We start from the raw sequence: 23,421 nt of genomic DNA, 5'->3' as shown, positions 1-23,421 counted from the left end.
TCCGGCGCGTTGCTATTCGTCGTGGTACATAATCTGGTGGCCGGCTTCGCGCAGCACGGCGTCGCGGCGGAACAGGCGCAGGTCGGCCTGCATCATGTCCTGCACCAGGGCCGGCAAATCGAAGCGGGGTTCCCAGCCGAGCTCGGTTTTGGCCCGGGTCGGGTCGCCGATGAGCAGCTCCACTTCGGTAGGGCGGAAGTAGGCGGCATCCACGGCCACCACTTCCTGGCCCACGGGCAGCTGGTAATCGGGGTGGTGGCAGGCCACCACGAAGGCCGTTTCCTCGGCCCCGTCGCCGCTGAAGCCCAGCTCGATGCCCACTTCGCGGAAGGCCAGGCGCACAAACTCGCGCACGGTGGTCGTTACGCCGGTGGCAATTACGTAGTCGCGGGGCTGGTCCTGCTGGAGCATGCGCCACATGGCTTCCACGTAGTCCTGGGCGTGGCCCCAGTCGCGCTTGGCATCCAGGTTGCCCAGGTAAAGCTTGTCCTGCAGGCCCAGGGCAATGCGGGTGGCGGCGCGGGTAATCTTGCGGGTCACGAAGGTTTCGCCGCGCTGGGGACTTTCGTGGTTGAAGAGGATGCCGTTGCAGGCATACATGCCGTAGGCCTCGCGGTAGTTCACCGTAATCCAGAAGCCGTAGAGCTTGGCCACGGCGTAGGGCGAGCGGGGGTAGAAGGGCGTGGTTTCGCGCTGGGGCACTTCCTGCACCAGCCCGTAGAGCTCGGAGGTGCTGGCCTGGTAAATGCGTGTTTTGTGGGTGAGGCCCAGAATGCGAATGGCTTCCAGCAGCCGCAGCGTGCCGATGCCGTCCACGTCGGCCGTGTACTCGGGCGTATCGAAGCTCACCTTCACGTGCGACATGGCCCCGAGGTTGTAAATCTCGTCGGGCTGCACTTCCTGCACAATGCGGATCAGGTTGGTGGCGTCGCTCAGGTCGCCGTAGTGCAGCTTGAAGCGCACGTTCTGCTCGTGGGGGTCTTGGTAGAGGTGGTCGATCCGCTCGGTGTTGAACATGGACGAGCGGCGCTTGATGCCGTGAACCTCATAGCCCTTGCTCAGCAGCAATTCCGCCAGATAGGAGCCGTCCTGGCCCGTGATGCCTGTGATGAGTGCGCGCTTCATAGAAATGCGAAATGAGACGTAAAACAAGAAGAGAGGCACCAGAATGGTGCATAGAACTTTTATCACAAATTATTGCATTATAAATTACATATCCAACCTTATTTACTGAAATATTTATTTTAAATATTGAATAAGTAAAAAATAATGCCTGGATGCTCCCTCCAGGCTGCTGCTGCCCAAAAAGCCAAAAGCCAGACTCCGCAACGGAATCTGGCTTTTGGGTGAAGATTGGCCGGGCTGCGGCCGGGCCGTTAAGGCATCGGGCCTACAGCTGGCGCTCGGTTACGCGCTGGCGGTCCGGAGCCACCAGGGCGGCACTCCGGGCCGGGCGCAGGGCCGTCGTCAGGGGCGAGGTGGCCGGGGCCAGCGTGGCGGCCAGGGCGGCGGTAGTGGGCCGGAAGGGGTTGAGCTGAAAGGCCGTACCACTCTTCTTGCTCCACACTTCTACGCCCGAAAGGTTCAGGTCGCCGCCGCTGCCGTTCAGGCTGATGGTTCCATTGGTTACCGTCACGGCGTAGGGGCCAACCTTTTTCCAGGTGCCGGCTGAGCCGGTGTTGTAGTTACTCAGCACCGACTGCCCGTTCAGACTCAGGCTCACTGTTTCGGCGCGGTTATCCTCCCAGAGGTAGGCGTACACTTCGTAGTCCCCGTTAGGCACGTTGTTCATCGTGAAGGTGAGCTTTTTACTGTACACCGACGAGCGGATCATCTGGGCCCGGGCCGTGGTGGTGGCCGGCGTCAGCGTCACGCCCTGGTTGGCGAAGGATTGACCGTTGGTGGAGTACCCGCCGGCCGAGCTGGCCTGCCAGGCGTTGCCATCCAGCGTAAGGGCCGAGCCGTTGAGGTTGATGGCCCGGAAGAACGTGGTGGGCGTCGGCGGCGGTGGCCGTCAGGGCCAGGGCCGTGTTCACCGTTACCGAGTTGCTGGCGGCGGCCAGGCTCACGGTCGGGGCCTGGTTGGCGGCGGCCGCGTGCTTCCACACTTCCACGCCCGACAGGTTGGGGTGCCCGCCCGAGGAGCTGAGCGCGATGCTGCCCCCGGTTACGTCCACCTTGAACGGGCCAAGCCGCTCCCAATGGCCGGCCGCGCCGGTATTGTAGTTCGAGCGCACCGTGGTGCCGTTGATGACGAGGTTGGTGGTTTCAGGGTTGTTGTCTTCCCAGATGTAAGCGTACACGCTGTACGAGCCGTTGCTCAGGCCGCTAAGCGTAGCACCCACGCTGTTTCCGCCCACGGCGGAGGTCAGCATAGCGGCGCGGGTGGCATCGGTGCTGGGCTCCAGGGTGCTGGCGGCGTTGCTGAAATTGGTGCCCGTAACGGTGAAGTTGGCGGCTCCGCTGGCGGCTTCCCACTGGTTGCCGTCGAGGCTCGTAGCCGTGCCGTTGATGTTAACGCCGCGCAGGAACGTAGCGCCCGAGGGACCCGGGAAGTTCGTGGGTGGCGTAGTGACTACCGGCGGAGCCGTAACCGTTACGCTGATGGCGGCCGAAGTGGTGGTGGCGTCGGCGGCGGTGGCCGTCAGGGCCAGGGCCGTGTTCACCGTTACCGAGTTGCTGGCGGCGGCCAGGCTCACGGTCGGGGCCTGGTTGGCGGCGGCCGCGTGCTTCCACACTTCCACGCCCGACAGGTTGGGGTGCCCGCCCGAGGTTGTCAGGGCTAAGTCGCCGTCGGTGATGTCTACTTTAAAAGGACCCACCCGCTCCCAGTGGCCGGCCGCGCCGGTGTTGTAGCCGGCTTTCACCGTCTGGCCTTCCACCACAATATCGGTGGTTTCGGCGTTGTTGTCTTCCCAGATGTAGGCGTACACGCTGTACGTACCGTTGCTCAGGCCCCCGATGGTAGCGCCCACGTTGGTTCCGCCCACGGCGGAAGTCAGCATACCGGCGCGGGTAGCGTCAACGGCGGGCTCCAGGGTGCTGGCGGTGTTGCTGAAGTTGGTGCCCGTAACGGTGAAGTTGGCGGCCCCGCTGGCGGCTTCCCACTGGTTGTTATCCAGCTTCACGGCAGTGCCATTGATGTTGACGGCGCGCAGGAAGGTGGCACCCGAAGGACCGGCCAGAATAACCGGCGGCGTGTTGTTCGGAGCCGGGGCTGGTGCCGGGGCTGGTGCCGGGGCTGGTGCGGGAGCGGGAGCTGGCGAAGTGGTGCCGGTATTGGTGCCGTCGGCCCCGATTTTCACGTTGTTCTGCTGAAGCTTCTGCTGCCACAGGTTCCGCTCGCCTTGCTCCGTTTGGAGCGTGATGGGGTTGGGCAGGTGGTTGGTGCCGGTGCAGTTGGAGCAGGCCCCGCTGCTCAGGTCGTGGCGGTTGGCAAAGGGCACATTGTAGCCCTGCTTCACGAAGCCGATGGTGTTGTTGGTGGTGGCGTTGCCGTAGAACACGTTGCCCGGCTGCTGGTAGGCGTTGAAAATGGCCGTGGCCGCATAGGTGGCGTTCAGGGCCGAGCCGTCGGGCAGCAGGGCGCTGGTAATCATGCGGTTGTCGTGGTAGTGCACGTCGTGGCCGGCGGCAATGTTCATGGCTGCGTTGCAGGTCGAAATGAACTGGTTGTTGTAGGCCTCAATGTAGGCCGCCGTGGTGGTGGGCGAGGAGCCATCCCCGTCGGTGGTCATGCCGGTGCCGGTAAACTTGCTGCCGTTGGCCGGGTAGGGGTAGGCCCCCTGTACGTAGTTGTCGTGCACCCGGGCCGGGCTCTGCTGGGTGCCGCCCGAGTTGTAGAAGTTGATGTTGTCCTCTACCAGGCTGTTGTTGGGCTCGTTCATCACCTGGTTCCAGCCGATGTCCATATTCCCCACGTTGCGCACCTGGTTCAGGCCGCAGAACTGCACGTACTCGCCCCCGCCGTTGCGGAAGCGGCCGTCGATGTTCTTGGCCTGGTTGTAACGCACGGTCAGCGTCTGGGCCGCCGAGCCGTCGCCACCCCACTGGTAGGCGGCAATGCCCGAAGTGTGCTCGAAGTAGTTGTTTTCCACCCGCACCGAGCGGCCGGAGTTGACCTCCAGGAAGCGGCCGTGGCGGCGGTTGTCCTGGCTTTGCTGAATGCCGTAGCCCTTGTTGTTGGTAATAACCAGCGAGGAGCCGCCGTTTTTGGCGTCAATCAGGTCGCCGGCTCCTACCAGCACGCAGCCCGTAATGGTTACCGGCTGGGTGGTCTGGATGCGGATGCAGGGCGTGTTGGAATCGGTACTGCGGAAGTTGCCCGTGTACGTACCGCCCTGGGTGATGGTAATGGGGGCGGCGTAGGTGATGTTGGTGGGGTACTGGCCCTGGGCCTGGCTCGGGGCCGGCAGCAGGTTCAGCAGCAAAAGGGCGGCTGCTGGGAACAGCAAGCGGCGGTTGCTAGCGGGGGTGCTTTTAGTCATCAGGGGGAAATTTGGTCCGAGGGCTTTTTGCATTCTGCGAGCCTGTAATGAAGAAATCCTATATAGGAATGTTCGCTAAACCATTCCTCTTTGTCAAATCGTTCCCGACGGCCGGATGAAATTCGTGCTATTTGTGAAAACGTCCTTTGCTGAGCTCAGTTCACTCCTGTCAGGGCTGCTTGGCCACCGCCGGAAACGGCCGCTGACTCTGCCTGACAACGGGGGCAGGAGTTACTGGGAAAATTCAGTTAACTCCAGGAAAAGCTTTAAAGAACAGTGGCAAACCCATTTATCACTCCGCACAACTCCATCTGCAGCCACCAGGGGTTGCGTACAACCCGCTGAACAGTTGATTCTTCTTACCAGTCCAATTCAAATACCGCTTTACGCCGGCTACAGACTGTTTTGAAGGAATCCGATCAATCGTGAACTTTGAAAAGTGCCAGATTGATGCCTGAGGTTCGTGACAAATATAGAAAGCGATTTTAATATACAAACGCTCCGGCTGTTTCAGTAAATTGTATTATTAAATTAATGATTAGGGCGTCATATACGTAAAACGGCCCGCCGGATACCGACGGGCCGTTTTTCAGTGAACCGGGAAATGCCAAAATAATATACACTATAAGGATCAGTTAGCTAAGTAGTTAGTATTTGCAGACTGCGTAATGGCCAGCAGCCGGCCGTCTTCGCCTACCGCAGGGCGGGCCGGCCGGTGGAGGTACTGTTTGCGGGGCCTACGTGTTGGGCCCTTCGGTGCAAGCGGGCCAGCCAGGCCGCGTGGGCCGCGCTTTCCTGCTGGCGCGTGATGGGGTTGGGTAAATGCACTGTGCCGGTGCAGGTAGCGCAGGCATCGGTGCTCAGATCGTGGCGGTCGGACAGGGGGCTGTTCCGGCCCCAGCTCACAAACCCGATGGTATTAGCCTCCATGCGGTTGGCGAAGAACACAGTTTCGGGCTTGTCGTAGGCGTTGAAGATGGCCGTGGCGGCATACGTGGCCCGCAGCCGGGTGCTGTCGGGTAGCAGGCTGCTGGTGATCAGGCAGTTGTGGTGGAAGTAGTTGTGGTGGCCGGCGGCAATGTTCATGGCCGCGTTGCAGGTGCTCACCACCGTGTTGTGGTGGGCTTGCACGTAGGCCGTGGTGGTGAGGGCGGAGGAGGCGTCGCCATCCGTGGTAATGCCCGAGCCGGTGAAGATGGCCGCCGTGGCCGGTACCGGGTAGGCGCCCTGGATGTAGTTGTCGTGCACTAGCAGGGGGCGGCGGGCGGTGCCGGAAGAGTTGTGCAGGTTGATGTTGTCCTCCACCATGCTTTCGTCGGGTAGGTTAACCACTTCGTTCCAGCCAATGGCCACGTTTTCCAGCCCGTGCACTTCGTTGAGTTGCACGAAGCTCACCTTGGCCCCGCCCCCATTGCGAAAGCGCCCATCGATGTTACGGGCCTGGTTGTAGCGGATGGTGATGGACTCGTCGGGCGCGCCACTGCCCTGCCAGCGGAACACCAGCAGGCCGGCCGTGTGCTCCAGGTAGTTGTGCTCAGCCCGCAGGCTCACGCCGTGGTTGATTTCCAGGAAGCGGCCCCGGGCGCGGTTGTCGGCGGTGGGTAGCCGCCCGAAGCCCCGGCAGTTGCGCACCGTGAGGCGGGCCCCGCCGGCGGTAGCATCAATCAGGCGGCCGGGGCCGCGCAGCTCGCAGCCGTCCAGCACCACGGGCTCGGTGGTGGCAATCAGAATGCAGGGGCGGTCGGAGCTGGTGCTTTCGTAGCGGCCGGAGTAGGTGCCGCCCCGACGAATAACCAGCTCGGCCCCGCCCGAAGCAACCGGTACCGAGCAGGAGGTGCTGAGCAACAGCAGAGTCAGCAATTCAAGGATGGATGCGGCATAGAACAGGAACATGGCGGGTAGGATTGGGAGGAGCCGGCCGCCCCGGGGGGCAGGTTAGTGCAGGAAATAGCCCACCAGCCGGCGGGCGTAGCCGTTGAGCAAGAAGTAAGGCAGGTAAGGTCGGGGGCAGTTTTTGAGGCTGAAATGGGTAAAATTGCGCAGGTTGCCCCCGCCGCGGATGCCGAACAGGTGCTGGTAATACCCCCGCAGGCTGCGTTGACGGCGGGTAATTTCCTGGCCGCTTTCCTCGGGGTAGGTGCTCAGGCGGGCGTCGTAGTTGCAGTAAACCGGGAAGCCGTGGCGGCGGGCCACGCTGGTGTAGTCGTAGTCGGCCAGGTAGTGGGGCAGGCGCTTTTCATCGAACAGGCCGATGGTTTCCAGCACCTGGCGCGGAATGAGCAAGCCCCGGCCGGGCAGGTAAGTAACCGGGTGCAGGCCCCGGCGCTGGTCGGCGGGCAGGGTTGCGAGCAGGTCGCGGCGGGTGTTGGTGCGCCAGTCCAGGGTTTCGCCCCCGTACACGGGCTCGCCGGTAGCCGCGTCCAGCTCCAGGGCGCCCAGCACGGCGGTGGGGTGCTCCTCGGCGGTGGCCAGCATTTGGGCCACAAAATCGGGAGCAGTCAGCACGTCGTTGTTGAGGGTGAGCACGCGGCTGGCCCCCTCCGCCAACGCCCGCCGGATACCCTGGTTCACGCCGGCCGTCCAGAACAGGTTGCCGTCGCCTTCCTCAATCAGCACTTCCGGAAACTCCGTGCGCAGCATCGCGCCGGTACCGTCCGTGGAGCCATCGTCCACCACCACCACCCGAAACGCCGGATTCGTCTGGACCCGCAACGACTCCAGACAAGCGCGGGTGAACTCTTTGCGGTTGAAAACCGGAATAACGAGGTAGAGCATGGGAGTTGAAGATTTTCAGGTACAAGCCGCAAGCCGCAAGCCGCAAGCCGCAAGCCGCAAGCCGCAAGTATCAAGCTGACCGGCTGACGTGCGTAGCTGGTGGCTGGGAGCTGGCGGCTCAAAAAGTCAGGCGCGGGCCAGGTTCGGGTGGGAACCAGCGAAGTCCTCATCCAGGGCTTCCGAGACTTCCGACTCGGAGCGGCGGGGCAGCAGGGGGGTGATAAGCTGGAGCAGGCGGCCGGTGCGGGCCTGCCAGGTTTGGGTGAGGGCGAATTCGTAGCCGGCCCGGCCCATTTCCCGGAGCTCGATGGGGTGATGGTGGCACCATTCCACGGCCTGGGCCAGGGCCAGGGCGGTGGCTTCGGGCGTCGTGACGGGCACTTTAATGCCCGCCGCGGCCGGAATGAAGTCGTGGGCGCCCTGGTGGTCGAGGGTGATGACGGGCAGGCCGGTGGCCATAGCTTCCAGAAACTGGGAGGCGAAGGAGTCGCGCAGGCTGCCGAACAGGAAGGCATCGTGGCTCAGGAAGGCGGCCCGCACCTCGCTCCAGGCCACGGCCCCGCGCCAGGTCACGCGCTCCGTCAGGCCGTGCTCGGCCAGCCAGCCGGGCAGCTCCGCACCCTGGGGGCCGTCGCCGATGATGGTGAAGTGGAAGGGCACGGCCGGATTCACGCGCGTGAGGGCATCAAGGGCCAGCAGCAGGCCCTTGCGCGGAAACAGCCGCCCCAGCCAAAGCAGGCGCAGCACCGGCGCGGGCTTTCGCTCCGGAAACGACTCCGGGAAAAATTCCTGGGGCAGGCCCGAGTCCAGAAACAAATCCACCCGGTTCGCGCCGAGGTGGCGGGCCAGGTCGGCCGTTTCGGAGTTGGTGGCCAGCACGGTGGTAGCGTGGCGCAGGGTCTGGCGCACGTTCGGGTCGAAGGTCATCAGCAGCCAGCCCACCACGTTGCGCATGGTTTCCGACTTAAACCAATCGGGAATGTAGCGGTGGAAAGCGGTGGGCGCCCGTTGCGCCCCGCCCACGGGTCCGAAAACCAAGGGCTTGCCCAGCCGCCACATCCAGGAGCCCATTTGCAGGCTGCCGTAGGTGGCGTGGTGCACGTAGTCGAAGTCCACGGTGCGGCTCAGCACCCGGGCTTTTCTCCAGGCCAGGTACTGCCACACCAAGTAGTGCAGGTACACGCCAAACTGCCAGCGGTGCAGGTACTGCACCCAGCCCGGCACCTTCACATACACGAATTGCAGCTGCTCGGGAGGCAACTCCCGGGCATGCTCGGCCATGAAGGGTTCAATGCCGTCGCGGCCGTCGGGGTTGGTGATGCACCACACGCGGTGGCCGTGGCGGGCCGTTTGCCAGGTCCAGTTGAAACCGAACCCATCTTCGCCGCCGTGCGCCGGGTTGCAGGCGTAGGCTGAAAGTAAAACGTTCATGCGAGTTGGGTATGAGAGTGAGCGGGGGCCGACGCCGGCCCGGAAGCCGGCAGCGGGAGGGGAGTGGGAGCGGAAGAGCGGGGGCGAAGGGAGCGGCGGAGCTTGGCCGCCACCCGGCCCCAGAGAAACTCGCGGAACCGTTGCCGGTCGCGGCGGCGGTCAGCGAGCACGAAGTCGGGATGATGGAGCGGAAAGGCCAGCTCCCGGGTGGGCACGTCGGCAAACTCATCGGCGGCGTCCAGCGTGTGGGTGCCGTCGTCGCCGAAGCCGATGTTGCCCACCAGGTTCACGGCCGGCACCACGCACAGGCCTGAGTGGGCCACGATGGCGAAGTGCCACTGGTAATCCCAGACGTGGGGCGGGCTCGGCAACTCCAGCACGCCCGCAATTTTGCCGAGGCGGTAGCGGTTTTCGAGGCGGGAGCTGTACAAACTACCCAGTTGGCCCTCGTCGCGCAGGCGCTGAAACTGGGTGAGCAGAAAGTCGAAGTGCTGCCAGGCCCGCCGCCAGGTGGCCCAGCCCCAGCTGTTCACCTGGTTGGAGAAGTAGTAGGAATCAGCCCCGGCGGGTTGGGGGCGGCGGGCTTCGCGGCTGAAATTGTTGCCCCCGATGTGCATCACGCGGGTATCGTGGCGGTAGCGGGCCAGGAGCTCCTCGCAGAACCGGAAAAAAGTAGGGTGGGGCACGCAGTCGTCTTCCAGAATGATGCCCTCCGCTTCCTGGCGAAAAAACCAGTCGATGGCCGAAGCCGGCCCCACTCCGCAGTTCAGGTTGGTAGTCCGAAACAGGGTGAACACCTGGCAGGGCCAGTCCACGGCGGCCACGATGGTGCGGGCCTCGGCGCAGCGGGCAGCATCGTCGGGGTAGGCGGGGCGGGGGCCGTCGGCGGCTACGTAGAGACGGGGCGGCCGGGCCCGGCGCACGGCCTCGAACACGCGCCGGGTGGTAGCGGGGCGGTTGAAGATAAGCAGCAGCACGGCTGTGCTCAGAGCGGGGGCAGTATCAGCAGAGTGCGGCATAGGAAGCGGGCGAGGTAAGCGGAACGGGCTGGGGCACTGGTTGCGGCGCGCCGTTGGCGGCATTGCGGGCGGCCTTAAAGCCGGCCACCGCCGCGTAGGGCAGGGGGGCAGCCTGGGCCAGCGTGAGGCCGATGATGGCGTAGAGGAAGGGCGGCCAATCGTAGGAGAAGCCGTAGAGCAGGGTGCAGCTCGTGAAGCAGACCAGGGCGGCGGCCGGGGGGCTCAGGGGCACCGGCTGGCGCACCCGCCGGATGAGCTGGCCCACGGGCACGACCACTACCAGCAGCAACCCGAGGATACCGAAGTAAAACAGCCTATCGAGGTAGAAGCTGTGGAAGTGGTGGCCGGTGTGGTCCTGCCAGATGGGCTGGTCGTCCTCGCCGTAAAACTGAATGGGGAGCTCAAACCCCTCCAGGCGCATACCCAGGGTGGGGTTTTCCTCCACGAAAGGCTGGTAGGACTCAAGCTGGTGCAGGCGCCAGCTGCCGGTACCCTGCTTGTCGGCGTTCTGGATGTCGCCCACGCTTTCTTCCAGCCGTTGCAGCACCTGCGGATTATCGAGCACGACGGCCACGCCGCCCAGGCCGCCCACCACCAGCGGCAGCAGCAGCATGGGCACCAGGCGCGGGGCCGTGAAGCGCACGCCCTCCACCCGCCCGAAGGCAATGAGCAGGCCGTTCAGGGCCAGGGCCAGCGCGGCGGCCAGCCACACGGTGCGGTGCTGCAGGAATACAATCAGGCCCATAATCAGAAAGAACACGGCCAGCCGCACCAGCCCGCCCAGCTTGAGGTACTGGTTGAAATAGTAAAGCCCCACGAAGAGCAGCAGCAACGCCGAAGTAACCTGAAAGCCGCGCTCATTCTCCAGAAAGGCCGAGAGGCTCAGCGCATCGGGGTGGTAGAGGGCCAGGTTGAGCAGCAGCCCTCCCAGCACGAGTGCCATCAGCTGCCCGGCCGGTAGCTCGTAGCGGCGGTAGTAAGCAAACAGGCCGAAAATGGAAAACAGAATGGTGAGCTTGGCAAATAAGTGGGGGTACACCATCGGGGAGCCCCAGCCGTTGTACGACTCCAGGGCCAGCGCCCCGATGGCCACGGTCACCAGCAGCAGCCAGCGCCGCATCACCGGGCTCAGGTACCGGAAATACCAGACAACGAGCAGGAGTGCCAGGCCCATCAGGACGTAGCTGTACAGGCCCAGCACGGGGTCTTGCTCATCCGGAAACAAAAATTCGGTGAAGGCCCGGTCAGTGAACAGGAACAGCAGCAGCGGCAGCACATGACGGAAACGCAGACTGATTTTCATAGCTCCAGAGCCGACAGGGGGGTGGAAGAAAACGACGTCGGGCCAGCGGCTTCCTGCAAGGCCTCCTCATACACGGCGCGGGTGCGGCGGGCGGTGTGCTGCCAGGTGAAGTCGAGCAGGCGCAGCTGGCCCAGCTGCACCAGCTGGCGGCGCAGGGGCTCATCGTGGAGCACCCGGCCCAGCTGCCGGGCCAGGGCGGCGGGCTGGTCGGGGGGGAAGTAGAGGGCCGCGTCGCGGGCAATTTCGGGAAAGCAGGAAGCCTCGCTCAGCAGCACCGGGCACTGCTGCCCGTAGGCCTCCAGAATGGGCAGCCCGAACCCCTCGTACTCCGACGGAAACACGAAGGCCCGCGCCCCCCGGTACAATTCGGAGAGCTGGGCATCGGAAACCGGCCCGAACTGGTGGGTGCGGCTGGCCCAGCCAACGCGGGCCAGCAACTCCTGCTCCGAGGCTGTAAAAGGGCCGCCCCCGGCGCAAACCAGGTGTAACCCCGCCGCCTCCGACTCGGGTAACATCGCCAGGGCTTCTACCAGGCAGCCGAAGTTCTTGTAGAGCGCCCGGCTGCCCGTAAACAGCACGTAGCGGGCGGGCACGGGCAGCGTAGGGCCGCCGGCCGGGTACTCGCGCTCGGTGTAGCCGTGGTAGACTACCCGCACCCGGTTGGCTTCCACTGGCAGCAGGCGCAGCACATCGGCCCGGGTGTGCTCCGAGACGGTGATGATGCGGCTGGCCCGTTGCAGAATGTTGCGCAGGGCCGTATCGTCGCGGTCGGGGTAGTGGGCCGGGAACAGCGCCGGAATCATGTCGTGAATGGTAACCACCAACGGGCGTTCCGGGGCCAGCTGGGGCAGGAAGTAGTCGTCGTCGAGCAGGGTGGGGTGGAACACATCGAAGGCGTTCCGCCGCAACGCCTGCCGCGAGGCCCGCTGGTTGAAATACCGAATCACGCGCCAGCGGGCCGGCAGGTTGGAGTCGGGCAGGAAGGTGCGGTGGCGGGAATGCTGCCCGTCGCGCAGGTAGAGGTTGTTGCTCAGGGCCACGGCCAGCTCCGACTCCCAGTTGGCGTGGCAGAGCAGTTCGTGGTGGTAGCGCGAGACGCCCCCAAAATCCTGGAGCGTAAAGGCCTGATGGTCGTAGAGAAGGCGCATAGCTATACGAGTTCGGTTTCGGGGTCGGACAGCAGGGCGGGATGCGGGCGGCGGAGCGGGGCGGGCGTGGGAACGGGGGTGGTTTCGCCATCGAGGCGGGCCAGGCGGCGGGCGTAGGCGGCCAGCAGCTGGCTGAGGCGGCCGGCCGGGGCGTCGGCGTCGTGCAGGCGGCCCAGCAGGCGGCGCAGTACCTGGCGCAGGCGGGCGGGTGGGGCGCCCACGGCCAGCCCCAGCACCAGCAAGGCGCCGGTCAGCATTTCAGCCAGTAGCAGCACTACGGCGGGCACCGTGCCGGGGGGCAGCAGCAGGCGCACGGCGGCAATGCCGGCGGCTACGGCCACTCCGCTCAACAGGCCCGGCCCGTAGGAGCCCAGCACCTGGGCCACCGTAACGGCCAGCACCCGGCGCATGAGCAGCAGGTAAAGCACCGTGCGCACCACCTCACCCAGCACCACGGCGGCGGCCACGCCCAGCAGGCCGTAGCGGCTCAGGCCGTAAAACAGCCCCGTGAGCACCACCACGTACAACAGGTTCAGCCAGAGCTTGGGCGTGAGCGTAGCCGTGGCGTCGCAGACCACGCCCGCAAACATCGTGACCATGCTCAGGGCAAACGCGGCGCACACCACCCGCAGAATGGGCGKGGCCGCCGCCCAGTCGGGTCCCAGCATCACGCGCACGATTTCCGGGGCCGCCACGGCCGCGCCGGCGCAAATCGGAATTACGAGGGCGGCAATCAGGGTGATGCTGCCCAGGTACACGGTGCGCAGGCGGGGGCGGTCGGCCTGCACCTGGCTAAAGGAGGGAAACACCACCTTCGAAACGCTGGTCGTCAGCAGGTACACCGGCAGGCCAATCAGCATCCAGCCCCGGCTGTAAATGCCCAGGGCCGCCGCGCCCAGCAGCCGCCCGATCAGCAGCGTATCGAGGGAGCCGGTCACGAATTCGAGGAAGCTGATGGCCGACATCCGGCTACCGTAGGCCACCAGGGGCCGGTAGGTTTCCCAGTCGAAGAGCAGGCGAATGTCGTGGCGCTCGGCTGCGTAACTAAGAATGGTCAGCAGCAGGCCCTGGCCCAAAGTGGCGGCCACCAGGCTCCAGACGCCGTAGCCCCGGAGAGCCAGCCCGATGCCCAGGGCCCCGTAGCTCACCACGTAGCTGATAACTTCTACGGAGGCCAGCGTGCGAAACTGCATGCGGCGGCGCAACAGGCTGAGGGCGGTGGCATTGAGGCCGGTCAGGAAGATGCCCACGGCCAGCACCCGCACCACCGGCACCACCTCGGGCTGCTGCACAATGCCAGCGGCCAGCGGCGCGCCCAGCACCAGCAGCCCCGCAAACAGCACGCCCAGCCCTAGCGAAGAAGTGAAAGCGGCCCGGATATCGGCCCGGGTCAGGTCGGGCTTCTGAATGATGGCCTGCTCCATGCCCATCTGGGCGAAGTAGGAGCCGAAGCGCAGAATCACGCCCGCCAGCGCCACCAGCCCAAACGCGGCCGGACTCAGCAGCCGGGCCATCGTGGCCGTGTAGCCAATCTGGAGCACGGCCGTGATGACGGTAGCGGCCGTGGTCCATTTCACGCCGTGAACGGCGGCAGCAGTAAGGTTAGGAGCAGAAGATGCCATGAAGCCATCCGAGAGTTAAAAAGGTGTGGAATGCGGCGGGAAGGGGCAGGAGCCAGGGCAAACGCATGAACAGGAAGCCCTGGCGTTTCTGATGAGTGAGGGCACTTTTGCGCAATCCATTCTTAGGCTCGCTCCTTCCTGAAGGGCCTTCAAACGCGGCAAATGTATTCGACGATTTGTTCATGCGTTTGCCCTGGGCAGGAGCGAGGAAGGGGAATGAGTTGGTGAAGGAGTGACTAGAGGAATGAGTGAATGAGTGGGCAAACAGAACGTCATTCCGAGCGTAGCCGAGGAATCTCGCGTGCAATGGTAATTCTTGCCGTTAGGCTGAATGGTGTTCTGACGTTGAATTAGTTGGCGCAACATCAGCACGCGAGCTTCCTCGGCGCCACTTCGTCTCTGCTTGATGCGCAGAATGCTCGGAATGACGTTCTGCATTCATTCACCAGCTCATTCACCAGCTCATTCGCTGCTAATACCCGTAGGTGTAGGCTTTTTCCTTATAGCGGTACTCGTAGGTTTTGGTGAAGTGCATGTCGTTGATGATCATGTAGATCTGCTTGATCTTCTTCTCCTGGTGCAGCTCGTTGATCTGGCTGATGAGGCCCTTGTCGGTGTAGTTCTGGCGCACCACGTAAATGTTGGCGTCGAGGTGGTGGAGCAGCATGAAGAACTCGGCCACGTAGCCCGTGGGCGGGGTGTCTACCAGTACATAGTCGTAGTGTTGGCGCAGGTGGGCCATGAGCTCCGTCATGCGGGCGCCTTCCAGCAGCTCAGTGGGGTTGGGCGGAATCGGGCCGCAGCAGATAACATCGAGGTTGCGCACGCCCGACTCGTGGCGGCAGTCGTCGAAGGTGCTCAGGCCCATCAGGTAGGTGCTCAGGCCGTGCTCGGTGCAGGTACTTTCCAGCCCAAAATAGCCCGCCACGGTGGGGCGGCGCAGGTCGCACTCCAGCAGCAGCACGCGGCGGCCGCTGAGGGCAATTTCGGCCGCCAGGTTCACGGCGCAGAAGCTCTTGCCCTCGCCTGGCACCGAGGACGTCACGCCCACCACCTTCTTATCGAGGCCGGCCGAGAGGTACTGCAGGTTCACGCGGATGGAGCGGAACGACTCGGCAATGGGGCCTTTGGGGTCGCGGAGCATGTTTTCCTTGTCCTGCTTGGTGCCGTGGGCCACTACCCCCAGAATCGGGATGGTGGTGATGCGCGAGAGGTCTTCCTTACTTTGGATGCGGCGGTTGGCCTTGTCGAGCAGCAGCGTGATGCCGGTCGGAATCAGCAGCCCCGCCAGCAGGGCCATGAGTACTACGAAGCTTTTTTTGGGGGCCATCGGGCCGTCGCCGTTCATGCTGGCCACGTCCACTACTTTCTTGTCGGTGGCGTTGGTAGCCAGGGCAATGGCGGCCTCGGCCCGCTTCTCAATCAGGAACTGGTAGTTCTTGTCGTTGAAGTCGGATTTGCTTTGCAGGGTGGCCAGCTGCCGCTCGTTCTCGGGCATCCGGCTCATGGTGCTCTGCACCCGGCCCAGCTGGCCGTCCAGGTCGCGCAGGGCAATGTCGGCGGCCCGGCTCATGTTGGCCAGCGTCTGGGTCAGGCTTTCCTTGGCCACCCGGATGCGCTCATCGAGAATGGTCACCATCGGGTTTTCCAGGCTGGCATTCATGCCCAGCACGGCCCGCTGGCTGTTCAGGTCGGTGAGTTGCAGAATCAGGTTGTTCACCACCGGGTCGTCGATGCCCACGCTGGTGGGGGCCGCCAGCTGGCCCGCGCCCTGGTGGGAGCGGAGGTAGGCGAGCATGTTCTGGTAGTACTTGCGGTTGGTGCTCACCCGGGCCCGCTGCATCTGCAACTCGCCCTGCTGCTGAATCCCGCTGGCCGACTGCGCCCCCACATCTACCACACCCCGGGCGGCCCGGAATGTGCTGAGCGCGGCCGTAGAACGGCGCAGCGAGTCAGAGAGGTGGCCGATTTCCTTGTCGAGGAAGGTCACTGTTTTCTGGCCCGTCTGGTTTTTGGCCCGCAAATCGTTCTGCACATACACGCTCATGAGCGTATCCAGAAACTGAATTTCCTTCTGGGGCACCCCGCCCTTGCTGCTCAGCTCCACAATCCGGGATTCCCGGTCGATGGGGCGCACGGCCAAGTGCTGCTGGTATTCACTGGTGAGGCTGCCCGCGTCGTGCAACAGCACAAAGTAGCGTTCCTGCTGGTCGTCGTCGGTGGGGTAGCCGGGCTCGGCCAGCAGCACGGCCGTGAACAGGGGCGTGCGCAGCGTGTCGCCGGCCCGCACCACTTTATCAATGTGGGGGTTGAGTACCTCCCGGATGAGCTCCCCGGTGGGCAGACTGAAGAGCCGCCCCTTGTCGGCCTCGGCTCGTACCCGGAACTGCCCGTCGGGCCGGGGCTCCACGTAAATGCGCACGTCGGTGAGTTGGGGCGCGTTGGGGTCGGGCAGCAGGCGGAAGGGCATGGCCCCCTGGGGCCGCTCCTGCACCTGCACATCCTTATAAGAGTTGAGCCACGTTTTGGGGGCCGCGAAGTAGGCCACCTCGTAGGGTAGCCGGTCCAGGGCCTGGCGCACCATGTCGGCGGAGGTCAGCAGCCCGATTTCATCCTCCATCTTGGAGCCCTTGTCTTTCACCTCCAGAATCTTGAGCAGCTCCTGGGCCTGCTTGGAGCCCGTGCCCTGGTCGCCGAGCAGCAGGGTGGCGCGGAAGGCGTACACCGGCTGCTTCACGCGCAGGTACAGAAATGCCATGGCCCCGGCCAGTAGCAGGCTCACCAGAAACAGCGGCCAGCGCTGCCGGAGCCGGAAAAACAACTCGTGCAGGTCGAGGTCGTCGGCGGCGGAGGAGGGGCGTGGTTCCATGAGACTTGATGATTAGTTGTCAGGTGCTAGTTGTCGGTTGTCAGGTGCTAGTTGTCGGTTGTTGGATTTGGGCTGCTAAGGCCGTTCAGCGGTGGGCGGTCCTGACAACTGACAACCAGCAACCGACAACTAAAAACCGGATCAGAACACTCTCAAATAGCTGAGAATGAGAACGACCGAGGAAATGCCGGCGAATACCAGGGCCAGGTTGTTGGCGTTGCCGCGGGCCGCGCGGGCCGGCATGGGCTCCACGTACAGGGCGTCGTTGGGCAGCAGGTAGAAGTAGGGCGAGGCCAGCAGGCCGGGGTCGGTGAGGTCGATGAGTACCACCTCCGACCCCTTGGCCGACTGGCGAATGAGCTTCACGTTCTGGCGGTTGCCGAATTCGGTCAGGTCGCCGGCCAGGCCCAGGCCTTCAAGCACGGTGCACTGGGCGTTGTACACGAAATAACGGCCCGGGGCGCGCACCTCGCCCAGCACCGTCACCTTAAAGGAAAGCAGCTTGACGAGCACGTTGGAGTTGCTCACGTAGCGGGTGAGCTGCTTTTGCACCAGGGCCTGGGCTTCTTCCACCAGCAGGCCCTGCACTTTCACTACCCCTACCGTGGGCAGGTTGATGGCACCGGCCTCATCCACGGAGTAGCCCGTCAGGTACAGGTTGCCCGGGTCGCCGTTGAATACGGCCCGGGTGTCCACGGTGTTGAACAGGTCGTTGAGTTGGGGCTGCACGCTCTGCACCCGGATGCTGAGCACGTCGCCGGGCTGAATCCGGTACTGCTGGCGCACATTTTCCACCGTTACCGGCGTGCGGGTGTTGTAGTTGCTGCCTTGCAGGTAGGGCAGGTTCTTCTGCGAAACGCAGCCGCCCAGTCCGCTCAGCAAGGGCAATAGCAACAGCAGCAGGCGGAGGGAGAGAGGCAGGCGCATAGGGCAGATGGGAGGGAGGGAGAGAGAGAAGGGGACAGAGGCAGAAAAAGCCGCCCGGGCATTTATGCGGACGAACGCACGTCTATAGAATATTTTCATAAACTTATTGGATGCAAGCCGCAAAGTCAAGTTATATTTAAATTATTCGTATATTTTTTTGGATTGTTAGATTGGCTTGTTCACAGGCCGTTTTTTCTGATTCGTGCACCCGGCGGCCGGCATTCAGCGACGGGCTCCTACCTTGGCGGTCCGAACCTGCGTATAGCTTCCCCATGAAAATTCTGCTCGTCGAAGACGAACCTAAAGTGGCTGCCTTTCTGCACCAGGGCCTCACGGAACAGCACCACAGCGTGGACCTGGCCGCCGACGGGCTGCTGGGCCTGCGCCTGGCCCAGCAAACGGCCTACGACCTGCTCATTCTCGATACGCTGCTGCCGGGGCTGAGCGGACTGGAAGTGTGCCGGCAGGTGCGCGCCCACGACTCCAGCGTGCCCATCCTCATGCTCACGGCCCTGGGCGAAACCGACGATAAAATCCGCGGCCTCGACGCCGGGGCCGACGACTACTTGGTCAAGCCCTTCGCCTTTCAGGAGCTGCTGGCCCGCATCCGGGCCCTCACCCGCCGCCGCCACGACGCGCCTTCGGCCGACCTCGTGCTCCGCCTCGCCGACCTCAGCCTCGACCCCGTGGGCAAAGTGGTGCAGCGGGCCGGCCAGGCTATTCAGCTCACGGCCCGGGAGTTTGCCCTGCTCGATTACCTGCTGCGCAACCAGAACCGCGTTGTTTCGCGGGTCGATATCCTGGAACACGTCTGGGAAACCAGCTTCGATACCGGCTCCAACGTCATCGACGTCTACATCAACTTCCTGCGCAAAAAACTCGACAAAGACTTCACTCCCAAACTCATTCACACGCTGGTCGGTATGGGCTACGTGATGAAAGAGGAGTAATATGAATTATGAATTATGAATTATGAATTATGAATTATGAATTAGCTGTTCTAAACGCCTGTTTTTATGAGAGAGAATGTTGTTCGGGACAAGTGGTATGAGTTTGCTTCGCGGATTGTGAAGGCGTATAAGTATCTGAGTTTGGAGAAGCGGGAGTTCGTGCTGGCGAAGCAGCTGCTGCGTAGCGGCACTTCCATCGGCGCAAATGTGGAGGAGGCCATTGCCGGTGCCCCAAAAGCCGATTTCATTCACAAACTCCCCATTGCCGCCAAAGAAGCGCGCGAAACAAACTACTGGCTCCGCCTCCTCCACGACAACGACTACCTGCTCGCCCATCTCTTTGATTCCCTCGCCACTTAAAACACCGAGCTCCTGAAAATCATCAACAGCAGCATCATGACCTCCAAGGGCCTCTAACAACGCAACCCCAAACCCAGCCGCTCATAAGCAACCAGTTAATCAATTCACCAAAAATAAATTCACCCAAAATGCAACCCTGTTCCCCGTTATCAATACACATTAAATTCATAATTCATAATTCATAATTCATAATTCATAATTCATAATTCATAATTCATAATTCATAATTCATAATTCATAATAATGTCCATTCGTACCCGGCTTACGTTGCAGTTCGCGTTTATTCTGGTGATGACGCTGCTGCTGTTTTCGGCCGTGATCTACTTTTTTACCTACCAGTCGCGGCGGGAGGCTTTCACCGAAAGCCTGTTCGCCCGGGCCCGGATTGTGGCCCATGTGTACCTGGATGGCACCCGCCGGGAAGATGAAAGCCGCCGCGCATCCTACCGCCGCTACCTGCGCCAGTTTTACCGTACCCTGCCCGAGGAGGAAGTGCGCGTGCTGGATGCCCGCAACAAAGTGGTGTTCAAGGAAGGCCGGGCCGGCCGCGAGGCGGCGCTGGCCCCGCTGCTGCGCAACGTGCGTCGCGACGGCCGTCAGGTGCTGCTCGAAGACCGGTTCCGGCAAACCGTGGGCCTGCTCTACCGCGACGCCGCGCGGGGCGACTTCGTGGTAGTGGCGTCGTCGGTCGACTCGGACAGCCGCCTCAAGCTGGGCAACCTGCTCACGGTGCTCACCTTCGGGCTGCTGGGCTCGTTTGTGATGGTGGGCATTGGAGGCTGGTTTTTCGCGGGCCAGGCCCTGCAGCCCATGAAGCGCATCATTGGGGAAGTCGACAGCATCACGGCCTCCGACCTGCACCGCCGCCTGAGTCAGGCCGACGGGCTGGACGAAGTCTCGCTGCTGGCCCAGCGCTTCAACAGTCTGCTCAACCGCCTCGAAACGGCCTTTGCCGGCCAGCGTACCTTCGTGCGCGACGCCTCCCACGAGCTGCGCACGCCCCTGGCCGCTATCATCGGGCAGTTGGAGGTGGCGCTGTTGCAGCAGGAGCGCACCCCCCGCGAGTACCGCCGCGTAGTGCAGGGCACCCTCGATGCGGCCCGCCTGCTCAAGGACCTCACCAACGGCCTGCTCCAGATTGCCCGCGCCTCCGACGACCCTTCCCAGGTGCCACGCACCCTGCTGCGCCTCGACGAGCTGCTGCTCCAGGCCCATGAGGAAGTGTACCGCCGCCACCCCACCTGCCGCATCGACCTCGACTTCGCCGAAACCCCCGACGCACCCCGCCAGACGCCTTTCGGGGTGCTCGGCAACGAGGCGCTGCTGCTGTCGGCGTTTCTCAACATCCTGGAAAATGCCTGCAAGTTCTCGGTGGGCAGCACGGCCCCGGTGGTGGCCACGCTGGCCGCCAGCCGCCAGTGGGTCCGGCTCACCGTTCAGGACCAGGGCCTGGGTATGACGGACGCCGACCGTCAGCAGGTGTTCGTGCCCTTTTTCCGGGCTGAGGCCGTGCGCACCGTGCCCGGCCACGGCATCGGGCTGCCGCTTACGGCCAAAATAATGGAGCTGCACGAGGGCCTGATCCGGGTGGAAAGCGAACTGGGCCAGGGTACTGCCGTAACGCTGGAGCTGCCCGCCGCCGGAGCAGCACACTTGCCGGAGCCGGCTAGCGCCACCCGCCGCGCCGGCCGTAATAACCGGTCGGCATCGGCCTAGCGTAAAAATAATAGTCCGGCAGCTGCTTGTTTATTTAACTGATTGTTAGTGTTTTGAAGGGCTTTAATGGAATTTTAACTTCCTTTTAATGGGGTCTTAACGAAGGGAGTGTACCATTGGCATAATCCGGTCCAAGCGGCCTGCCTGATCTACGCTTACTCCCCTCCTGTGATGCCAAACACTCCCCTGGCAACCAAGCCAACCCCTGCTACGGGTCCGGCTGGCCGTATGCCTTCCCCGTTCTCTTCTTTTAGTAAAGACCTGCCCGCCGGTCTGGTCGTGTTTCTGGTGGCGTTGCCGCTGTGTCTGGGCATTTCGCTGGCCTCGGGCGCGCCATTGCTTTCGGGCGTTATTGCCGGCATCGTGGGCGGCGTGGTGGTGTCCTGGCTCAGCGGCTCGGCCCTGAGCGTGAGCGGCCCGGCCGCCGGCCTCACGGCCATCATCGTGGCCGCCATCGGCACGCTGGGCTCGTTCGAGGCCGTGCTGGCCGCCACCGTCATTGCCGGCGTTATTCAGATTGGGCTGGGCGTGGCCCGGGCGGGCATCATTGGCCTGTATTTTCCCACCTCCGTTATCCGGGGCATGCTGGCCGCCATTGGTCTGATCCTGATTCTCAAGCAGATTCCGCACTTTCTGGGTATCGACAGCGACTACTTCGAGGACCTGTCCTTTTCCCAGATCGACGGCCGCAACACGTTCAGCGAAATCGGGAATGCCCTGGAGAATTTCCGGCCCGGTCCGGCCCTGATCGGGCTGGTGTGCCTGGTGGTGCTGCTCGTCTGGGACAAAGTGCTCAGCAAGCGCAGCAAAGTGGCCCAGCTGGTGCCAGGGGCCTTGGTGGTAGTGGTGGTGGCCATCCTGCTCAACCTGTTTTTCGACTCGCTGGCCCCCGGGCTCAGCATCCGGCCCGATCATATGGTGCACCTGCCGCGCATCAGCTCGTTGCAGGATGCGGCCCAACTCATTACCGCTCCCGACTGGAGCGCCTTCAGCCGGCCCGCTACCTACACCGTGGCCTTTACCATCGCCATCGTGGCTTCGCTCGAAACGCTGCTCAGCGTGGAGGCCGTCGATAAGCTCGACCCCCACAAGCGCACCACGCCCACCAACCGTGAAATGCTGGCCCAGGGTGCCGGCAACATGATCAGCGGCCTGCTCGGGGGCCTGCCCATGACGGCCGTTATCGTGCGCAGCTCGGCCAACATCAACTCCGGGGGGCAAACCCACATGTCGGCCTTTTTCCACGGCCTGCTGCTACTGGTGAGCCTGCTGTTTCTGGGGCCGGTCCTCAACCGGATTCCGCTCTCGGCCCTGGCGGCCATCCTGCTCGTTATCGGCTACAAGCTGACCAATCCGGCACTTTACCGCACGCAGTGGAAGCTGGGCTGGCAGCAGTTTCTGCCCTTTATTATCACCATCGTAGCCATCCTGTTCACCGACCTGCTCAAGGGCGTGGTGCTGGGCCTGGTAGTCGGTATCTTCTACATCCTGAAAGCCAACTACGACTCGGCCTACTTCCTGAGCAAGCCTGCTGAGCCGGGCCAGGCACCGGGGCCAATTGTGCTGCACCTTTCCGAGCAGGTATCGTTTCTTAACAAAGCCAGCATCATCAAGGCGCTGGACGAGCTGCCGCTGGATTCGACGGTCGTTATCGACGGCTCCGATTCGTCGTTTATTGACTACGATGTGCTGGAGGCCATTGAAAATTTCCGCCTCTCGGCCCCCGAGCGCGGCATCAGTCTGGAGCTGCGCAACGTGCCCCAGGTGGAAGTAATGGGCCACTAGCAGCAAGCGCCGCCACTACCCTTCTGAAGCCGTTGCGGGTGCCTTCCCGCAGTGGCCCCCGCGCCGTACCCGCCGGGCGAAAACGCCCGAACTTCCTTTTCCACTTTCTGCTACCCAACTCCGCACCCCCCCCCATGAAAGGCATCGAACCAATTCTGGACAATAACCGCAAATGGGTGAAAGAGCAGCGCGCTGCCGACCCCGACTTTTTCAACCGCCTGGCCGATGGGCAGCAGCCCAAGTACCTGTTCATCGGCTGCTCCGATTCGCGGGTGCCGGCCTCGGCCATTACCGGCACCGGTCCGGGCGAAATGTTCGTGCACCGCAACATTGCCAACATGGTGGTGCACACCGATTTCAATATGCTCTCGGTGTTGCAGTACGCCGTGGAAGTGCTGGGCGTGCAGGACATCATCGTGTGCGGCCACTACGGCTGCGGGGGCGTGGCCGCGGCCGCCAGCAACAAGCAGTACGGCCTCATTGATAACTGGCTGACCAACATCCGCGACGTTATCCGGGTGCACGAAATGGAGTTTCTGCGCATCAGCGACGACGACCTGCGCCTGCGCCGCCTCGTGGAGCTGAACGTGATAGAACAGGTGCGCAACCTGGCCAAAACCAGCATCATCCAGAATGCGCGCAAGACCAGCAAGCCCCCGCGTCTGCACGGCTTGGTGTACGATATCAAGGAAGGCCTGCTGACCGATCTGGACGTGGAGGACGATATGATTTCCGAGCTCAACCACATCTACGGCACCAGCGCGCAGCAGTACGCGGCCCAGGTAGTGGAGCAGGAAACTGACCAGTCCAGCCTGACGGCCGGCAAACCCGAACTGACCGATGAGCAGTCGGAACCGGAAAAGCCCCGCAAAGGGGAGCAACGGGTGGCCCGGCAAAACCAGCAGGCAGACTAGGCATCTGTCTTTCCCGGCATCATCGGGCGTAGTCTGAGGGGAGTGCGCTTTCGATGTGTGGAACCGCCGTGCCCGTTGGGTGCGGTGGTTTTTTTGTAGCCCCCGGAGGGCCGAA

Annotated in this window: 17 protein-coding genes; 5 read left to right on the top strand and 12 right to left on the bottom strand. The window is 63.2% G+C overall.

Annotated features, from left to right (window positions below):
- Positions 1-12: 12 nt before the first annotated feature.
- The 12 genes from gmd to D0T11_RS16365 form a co-directional block, all read right to left on the bottom strand.
- On the bottom strand, positions 13-1,125 hold the full coding sequence (gmd, locus tag D0T11_RS16420) for a GDP-mannose 4,6-dehydratase (RefSeq protein ID WP_119656888.1): 1,113 nt from the start codon (positions 1,123-1,125) through the stop codon (positions 13-15).
- 265 nt (positions 1,126-1,390) lie between these two features.
- Positions 1,391-1,873 (bottom strand): hypothetical protein, encoded by a 483-nt coding sequence (locus D0T11_RS16415; RefSeq protein ID WP_119656887.1) that lies wholly within the window; start codon positions 1,871-1,873, stop codon positions 1,391-1,393.
- Positions 1,809-4,487 carry a hypothetical protein gene (locus tag D0T11_RS16410; protein ID WP_119656886.1) on the bottom strand — a complete coding sequence of 893 codons (2,679 nt, stop codon included), beginning with the start codon at positions 4,485-4,487 and terminating at the stop codon, positions 1,809-1,811. Before D0T11_RS16410 ends, D0T11_RS16415 begins: the two co-directional genes overlap by 65 nt.
- A 693-nt stretch (positions 4,488-5,180) precedes the next feature.
- Positions 5,181-6,380, bottom strand: a complete 1,200-nt coding sequence (locus tag D0T11_RS16405) for a hypothetical protein (protein ID WP_119656885.1) — start codon at positions 6,378-6,380, stop codon at positions 5,181-5,183.
- Between the two features lie 42 nt (positions 6,381-6,422).
- Entirely contained in the window at positions 6,423-7,262 is an 840-nt protein-coding gene (locus D0T11_RS16400; RefSeq protein WP_119656884.1) for a glycosyltransferase family 2 protein, read from the bottom strand.
- A gap of 126 nt (positions 7,263-7,388) precedes the next feature.
- Positions 7,389-8,693: a glycosyltransferase family 4 protein gene (locus D0T11_RS16395; protein ID WP_119656883.1), complete on the bottom strand. Its 1,305-nt coding sequence runs from the start codon at positions 8,691-8,693 to the stop codon at positions 7,389-7,391.
- Positions 8,690-9,712 (bottom strand): nucleotide-diphospho-sugar transferase, encoded by a 1,023-nt coding sequence (locus tag D0T11_RS16390; RefSeq protein ID WP_182888454.1) that lies wholly within the window; start codon positions 9,710-9,712, stop codon positions 8,690-8,692. Before D0T11_RS16390 ends, D0T11_RS16395 begins: the two co-directional genes overlap by 4 nt.
- A complete protein-coding gene (locus D0T11_RS16385; RefSeq protein ID WP_119656882.1) occupies positions 9,696-11,015 on the bottom strand; it encodes an O-antigen ligase family protein in 1,320 nt (439 codons plus the stop codon). The genes D0T11_RS16390 and D0T11_RS16385 overlap by 17 nt, the downstream gene beginning before the upstream one ends.
- Positions 11,012-12,163, bottom strand: a complete 1,152-nt coding sequence (locus D0T11_RS16380; protein WP_119656881.1) for a glycosyltransferase family 4 protein — start codon at positions 12,161-12,163, stop codon at positions 11,012-11,014. The genes D0T11_RS16385 and D0T11_RS16380 overlap by 4 nt, the downstream gene beginning before the upstream one ends.
- A 2-nt stretch (positions 12,164-12,165) precedes the next feature.
- The gene (locus D0T11_RS16375; RefSeq protein WP_119656880.1) at positions 12,166-13,785 is read right to left on the bottom strand and encodes a lipopolysaccharide biosynthesis protein; all 1,620 of its coding nucleotides are present in this window, start codon (positions 13,783-13,785) and stop codon (positions 12,166-12,168) included.
- A gap of 472 nt (positions 13,786-14,257) precedes the next feature.
- Positions 14,258-16,654: a GumC family protein gene (locus D0T11_RS16370; protein WP_119656879.1), complete on the bottom strand. Its 2,397-nt coding sequence runs from the start codon at positions 16,652-16,654 to the stop codon at positions 14,258-14,260.
- A 141-nt stretch (positions 16,655-16,795) separates the two neighbouring features.
- Positions 16,796-17,581, bottom strand: a complete 786-nt coding sequence (locus tag D0T11_RS16365) for a polysaccharide biosynthesis/export family protein (RefSeq protein WP_245990948.1) — start codon at positions 17,579-17,581, stop codon at positions 16,796-16,798.
- 272 nt (positions 17,582-17,853) lie between these two features.
- Between D0T11_RS16365 and D0T11_RS16360 the strand changes: the two genes are divergently transcribed.
- The 5 genes from D0T11_RS16360 (at position 17,854) to D0T11_RS16340 (ending at position 23,306) form a co-directional block, all read left to right on the top strand.
- Positions 17,854-18,531, top strand: a complete 678-nt coding sequence (locus tag D0T11_RS16360) for a response regulator transcription factor (RefSeq protein WP_119656878.1) — start codon at positions 17,854-17,856, stop codon at positions 18,529-18,531.
- A gap of 66 nt (positions 18,532-18,597) precedes the next feature.
- A complete protein-coding gene (locus D0T11_RS16355) occupies positions 18,598-18,891 on the top strand; it encodes a four helix bundle protein (protein ID WP_119656877.1) in 294 nt (97 codons plus the stop codon).
- A gap of 243 nt (positions 18,892-19,134) precedes the next feature.
- Positions 19,135-20,607 carry a sensor histidine kinase gene (locus D0T11_RS16350; protein WP_119656876.1) on the top strand — a complete coding sequence of 491 codons (1,473 nt, stop codon included), beginning with the start codon at positions 19,135-19,137 and terminating at the stop codon, positions 20,605-20,607.
- A gap of 228 nt (positions 20,608-20,835) precedes the next feature.
- Positions 20,836-22,392, top strand: coding sequence for a SulP family inorganic anion transporter (locus D0T11_RS16345; RefSeq protein ID WP_119656875.1), 1,557 nt, complete (start codon positions 20,836-20,838; stop codon positions 22,390-22,392).
- A 134-nt stretch (positions 22,393-22,526) separates the two neighbouring features.
- Positions 22,527-23,306, top strand: coding sequence for a carbonic anhydrase (locus D0T11_RS16340; RefSeq protein WP_245990943.1), 780 nt, complete (start codon positions 22,527-22,529; stop codon positions 23,304-23,306).
- The last annotated feature ends 115 nt before the right edge of the window (positions 23,307-23,421 follow it).

The organism is Hymenobacter rubripertinctus (assembly GCF_003583925.1).
GTDB lineage: Bacteria > Bacteroidota > Bacteroidia > Cytophagales > Hymenobacteraceae > Hymenobacter > Hymenobacter rubripertinctus.
This window is presented reverse-complemented; position numbering and strand designations above follow the sequence as displayed.

Coding starts and splice junctions, on each gene's coding strand:
- gmd (WP_119656888.1), bottom strand. CDS start 1,125: ATGAAGCGCGCACTCATCACAGGCATCACGGGCCAGGACGGCTCCTAT.
- D0T11_RS16410 (WP_119656886.1), bottom strand. CDS start 4,487: ATGACTAAAAGCACCCCCGCTAGCAACCGCCGCTTGCTGTTCCCAGCA.
- D0T11_RS16405 (WP_119656885.1), bottom strand. CDS start 6,380: ATGTTCCTGTTCTATGCCGCATCCATCCTTGAATTGCTGACTCTGCTG.
- D0T11_RS16400 (WP_119656884.1), bottom strand. CDS start 7,262: ATGCTCTACCTCGTTATTCCGGTTTTCAACCGCAAAGAGTTCACCCGC.
- D0T11_RS16395 (WP_119656883.1), bottom strand. CDS start 8,693: ATGAACGTTTTACTTTCAGCCTACGCCTGCAACCCGGCGCACGGCGGC.
- D0T11_RS16390 (WP_182888454.1), bottom strand. CDS start 9,712: ATGCCGCACTCTGCTGATACTGCCCCCGCTCTGAGCACAGCCGTGCTG.
- D0T11_RS16385 (WP_119656882.1), bottom strand. CDS start 11,015: ATGAAAATCAGTCTGCGTTTCCGTCATGTGCTGCCGCTGCTGCTGTTC.
- D0T11_RS16380 (WP_119656881.1), bottom strand. CDS start 12,163: ATGCGCCTTCTCTACGACCATCAGGCCTTTACGCTCCAGGATTTTGGG.
- D0T11_RS16370 (WP_119656879.1), bottom strand. CDS start 16,654: ATGGAACCACGCCCCTCCTCCGCCGCCGACGACCTCGACCTGCACGAG.
- D0T11_RS16365 (WP_245990948.1), bottom strand. CDS start 17,581: ATGCGCCTGCCTCTCTCCCTCCGCCTGCTGCTGTTGCTATTGCCCTTG.
- D0T11_RS16360 (WP_119656878.1), top strand. CDS start 17,854: ATGAAAATTCTGCTCGTCGAAGACGAACCTAAAGTGGCTGCCTTTCTG.
- D0T11_RS16355 (WP_119656877.1), top strand. CDS start 18,598: ATGAGAGAGAATGTTGTTCGGGACAAGTGGTATGAGTTTGCTTCGCGG.
- D0T11_RS16350 (WP_119656876.1), top strand. CDS start 19,135: ATGTCCATTCGTACCCGGCTTACGTTGCAGTTCGCGTTTATTCTGGTG.
- D0T11_RS16345 (WP_119656875.1), top strand. CDS start 20,836: ATGCCTTCCCCGTTCTCTTCTTTTAGTAAAGACCTGCCCGCCGGTCTG.
- D0T11_RS16340 (WP_245990943.1), top strand. CDS start 22,527: ATGAAAGGCATCGAACCAATTCTGGACAATAACCGCAAATGGGTGAAA.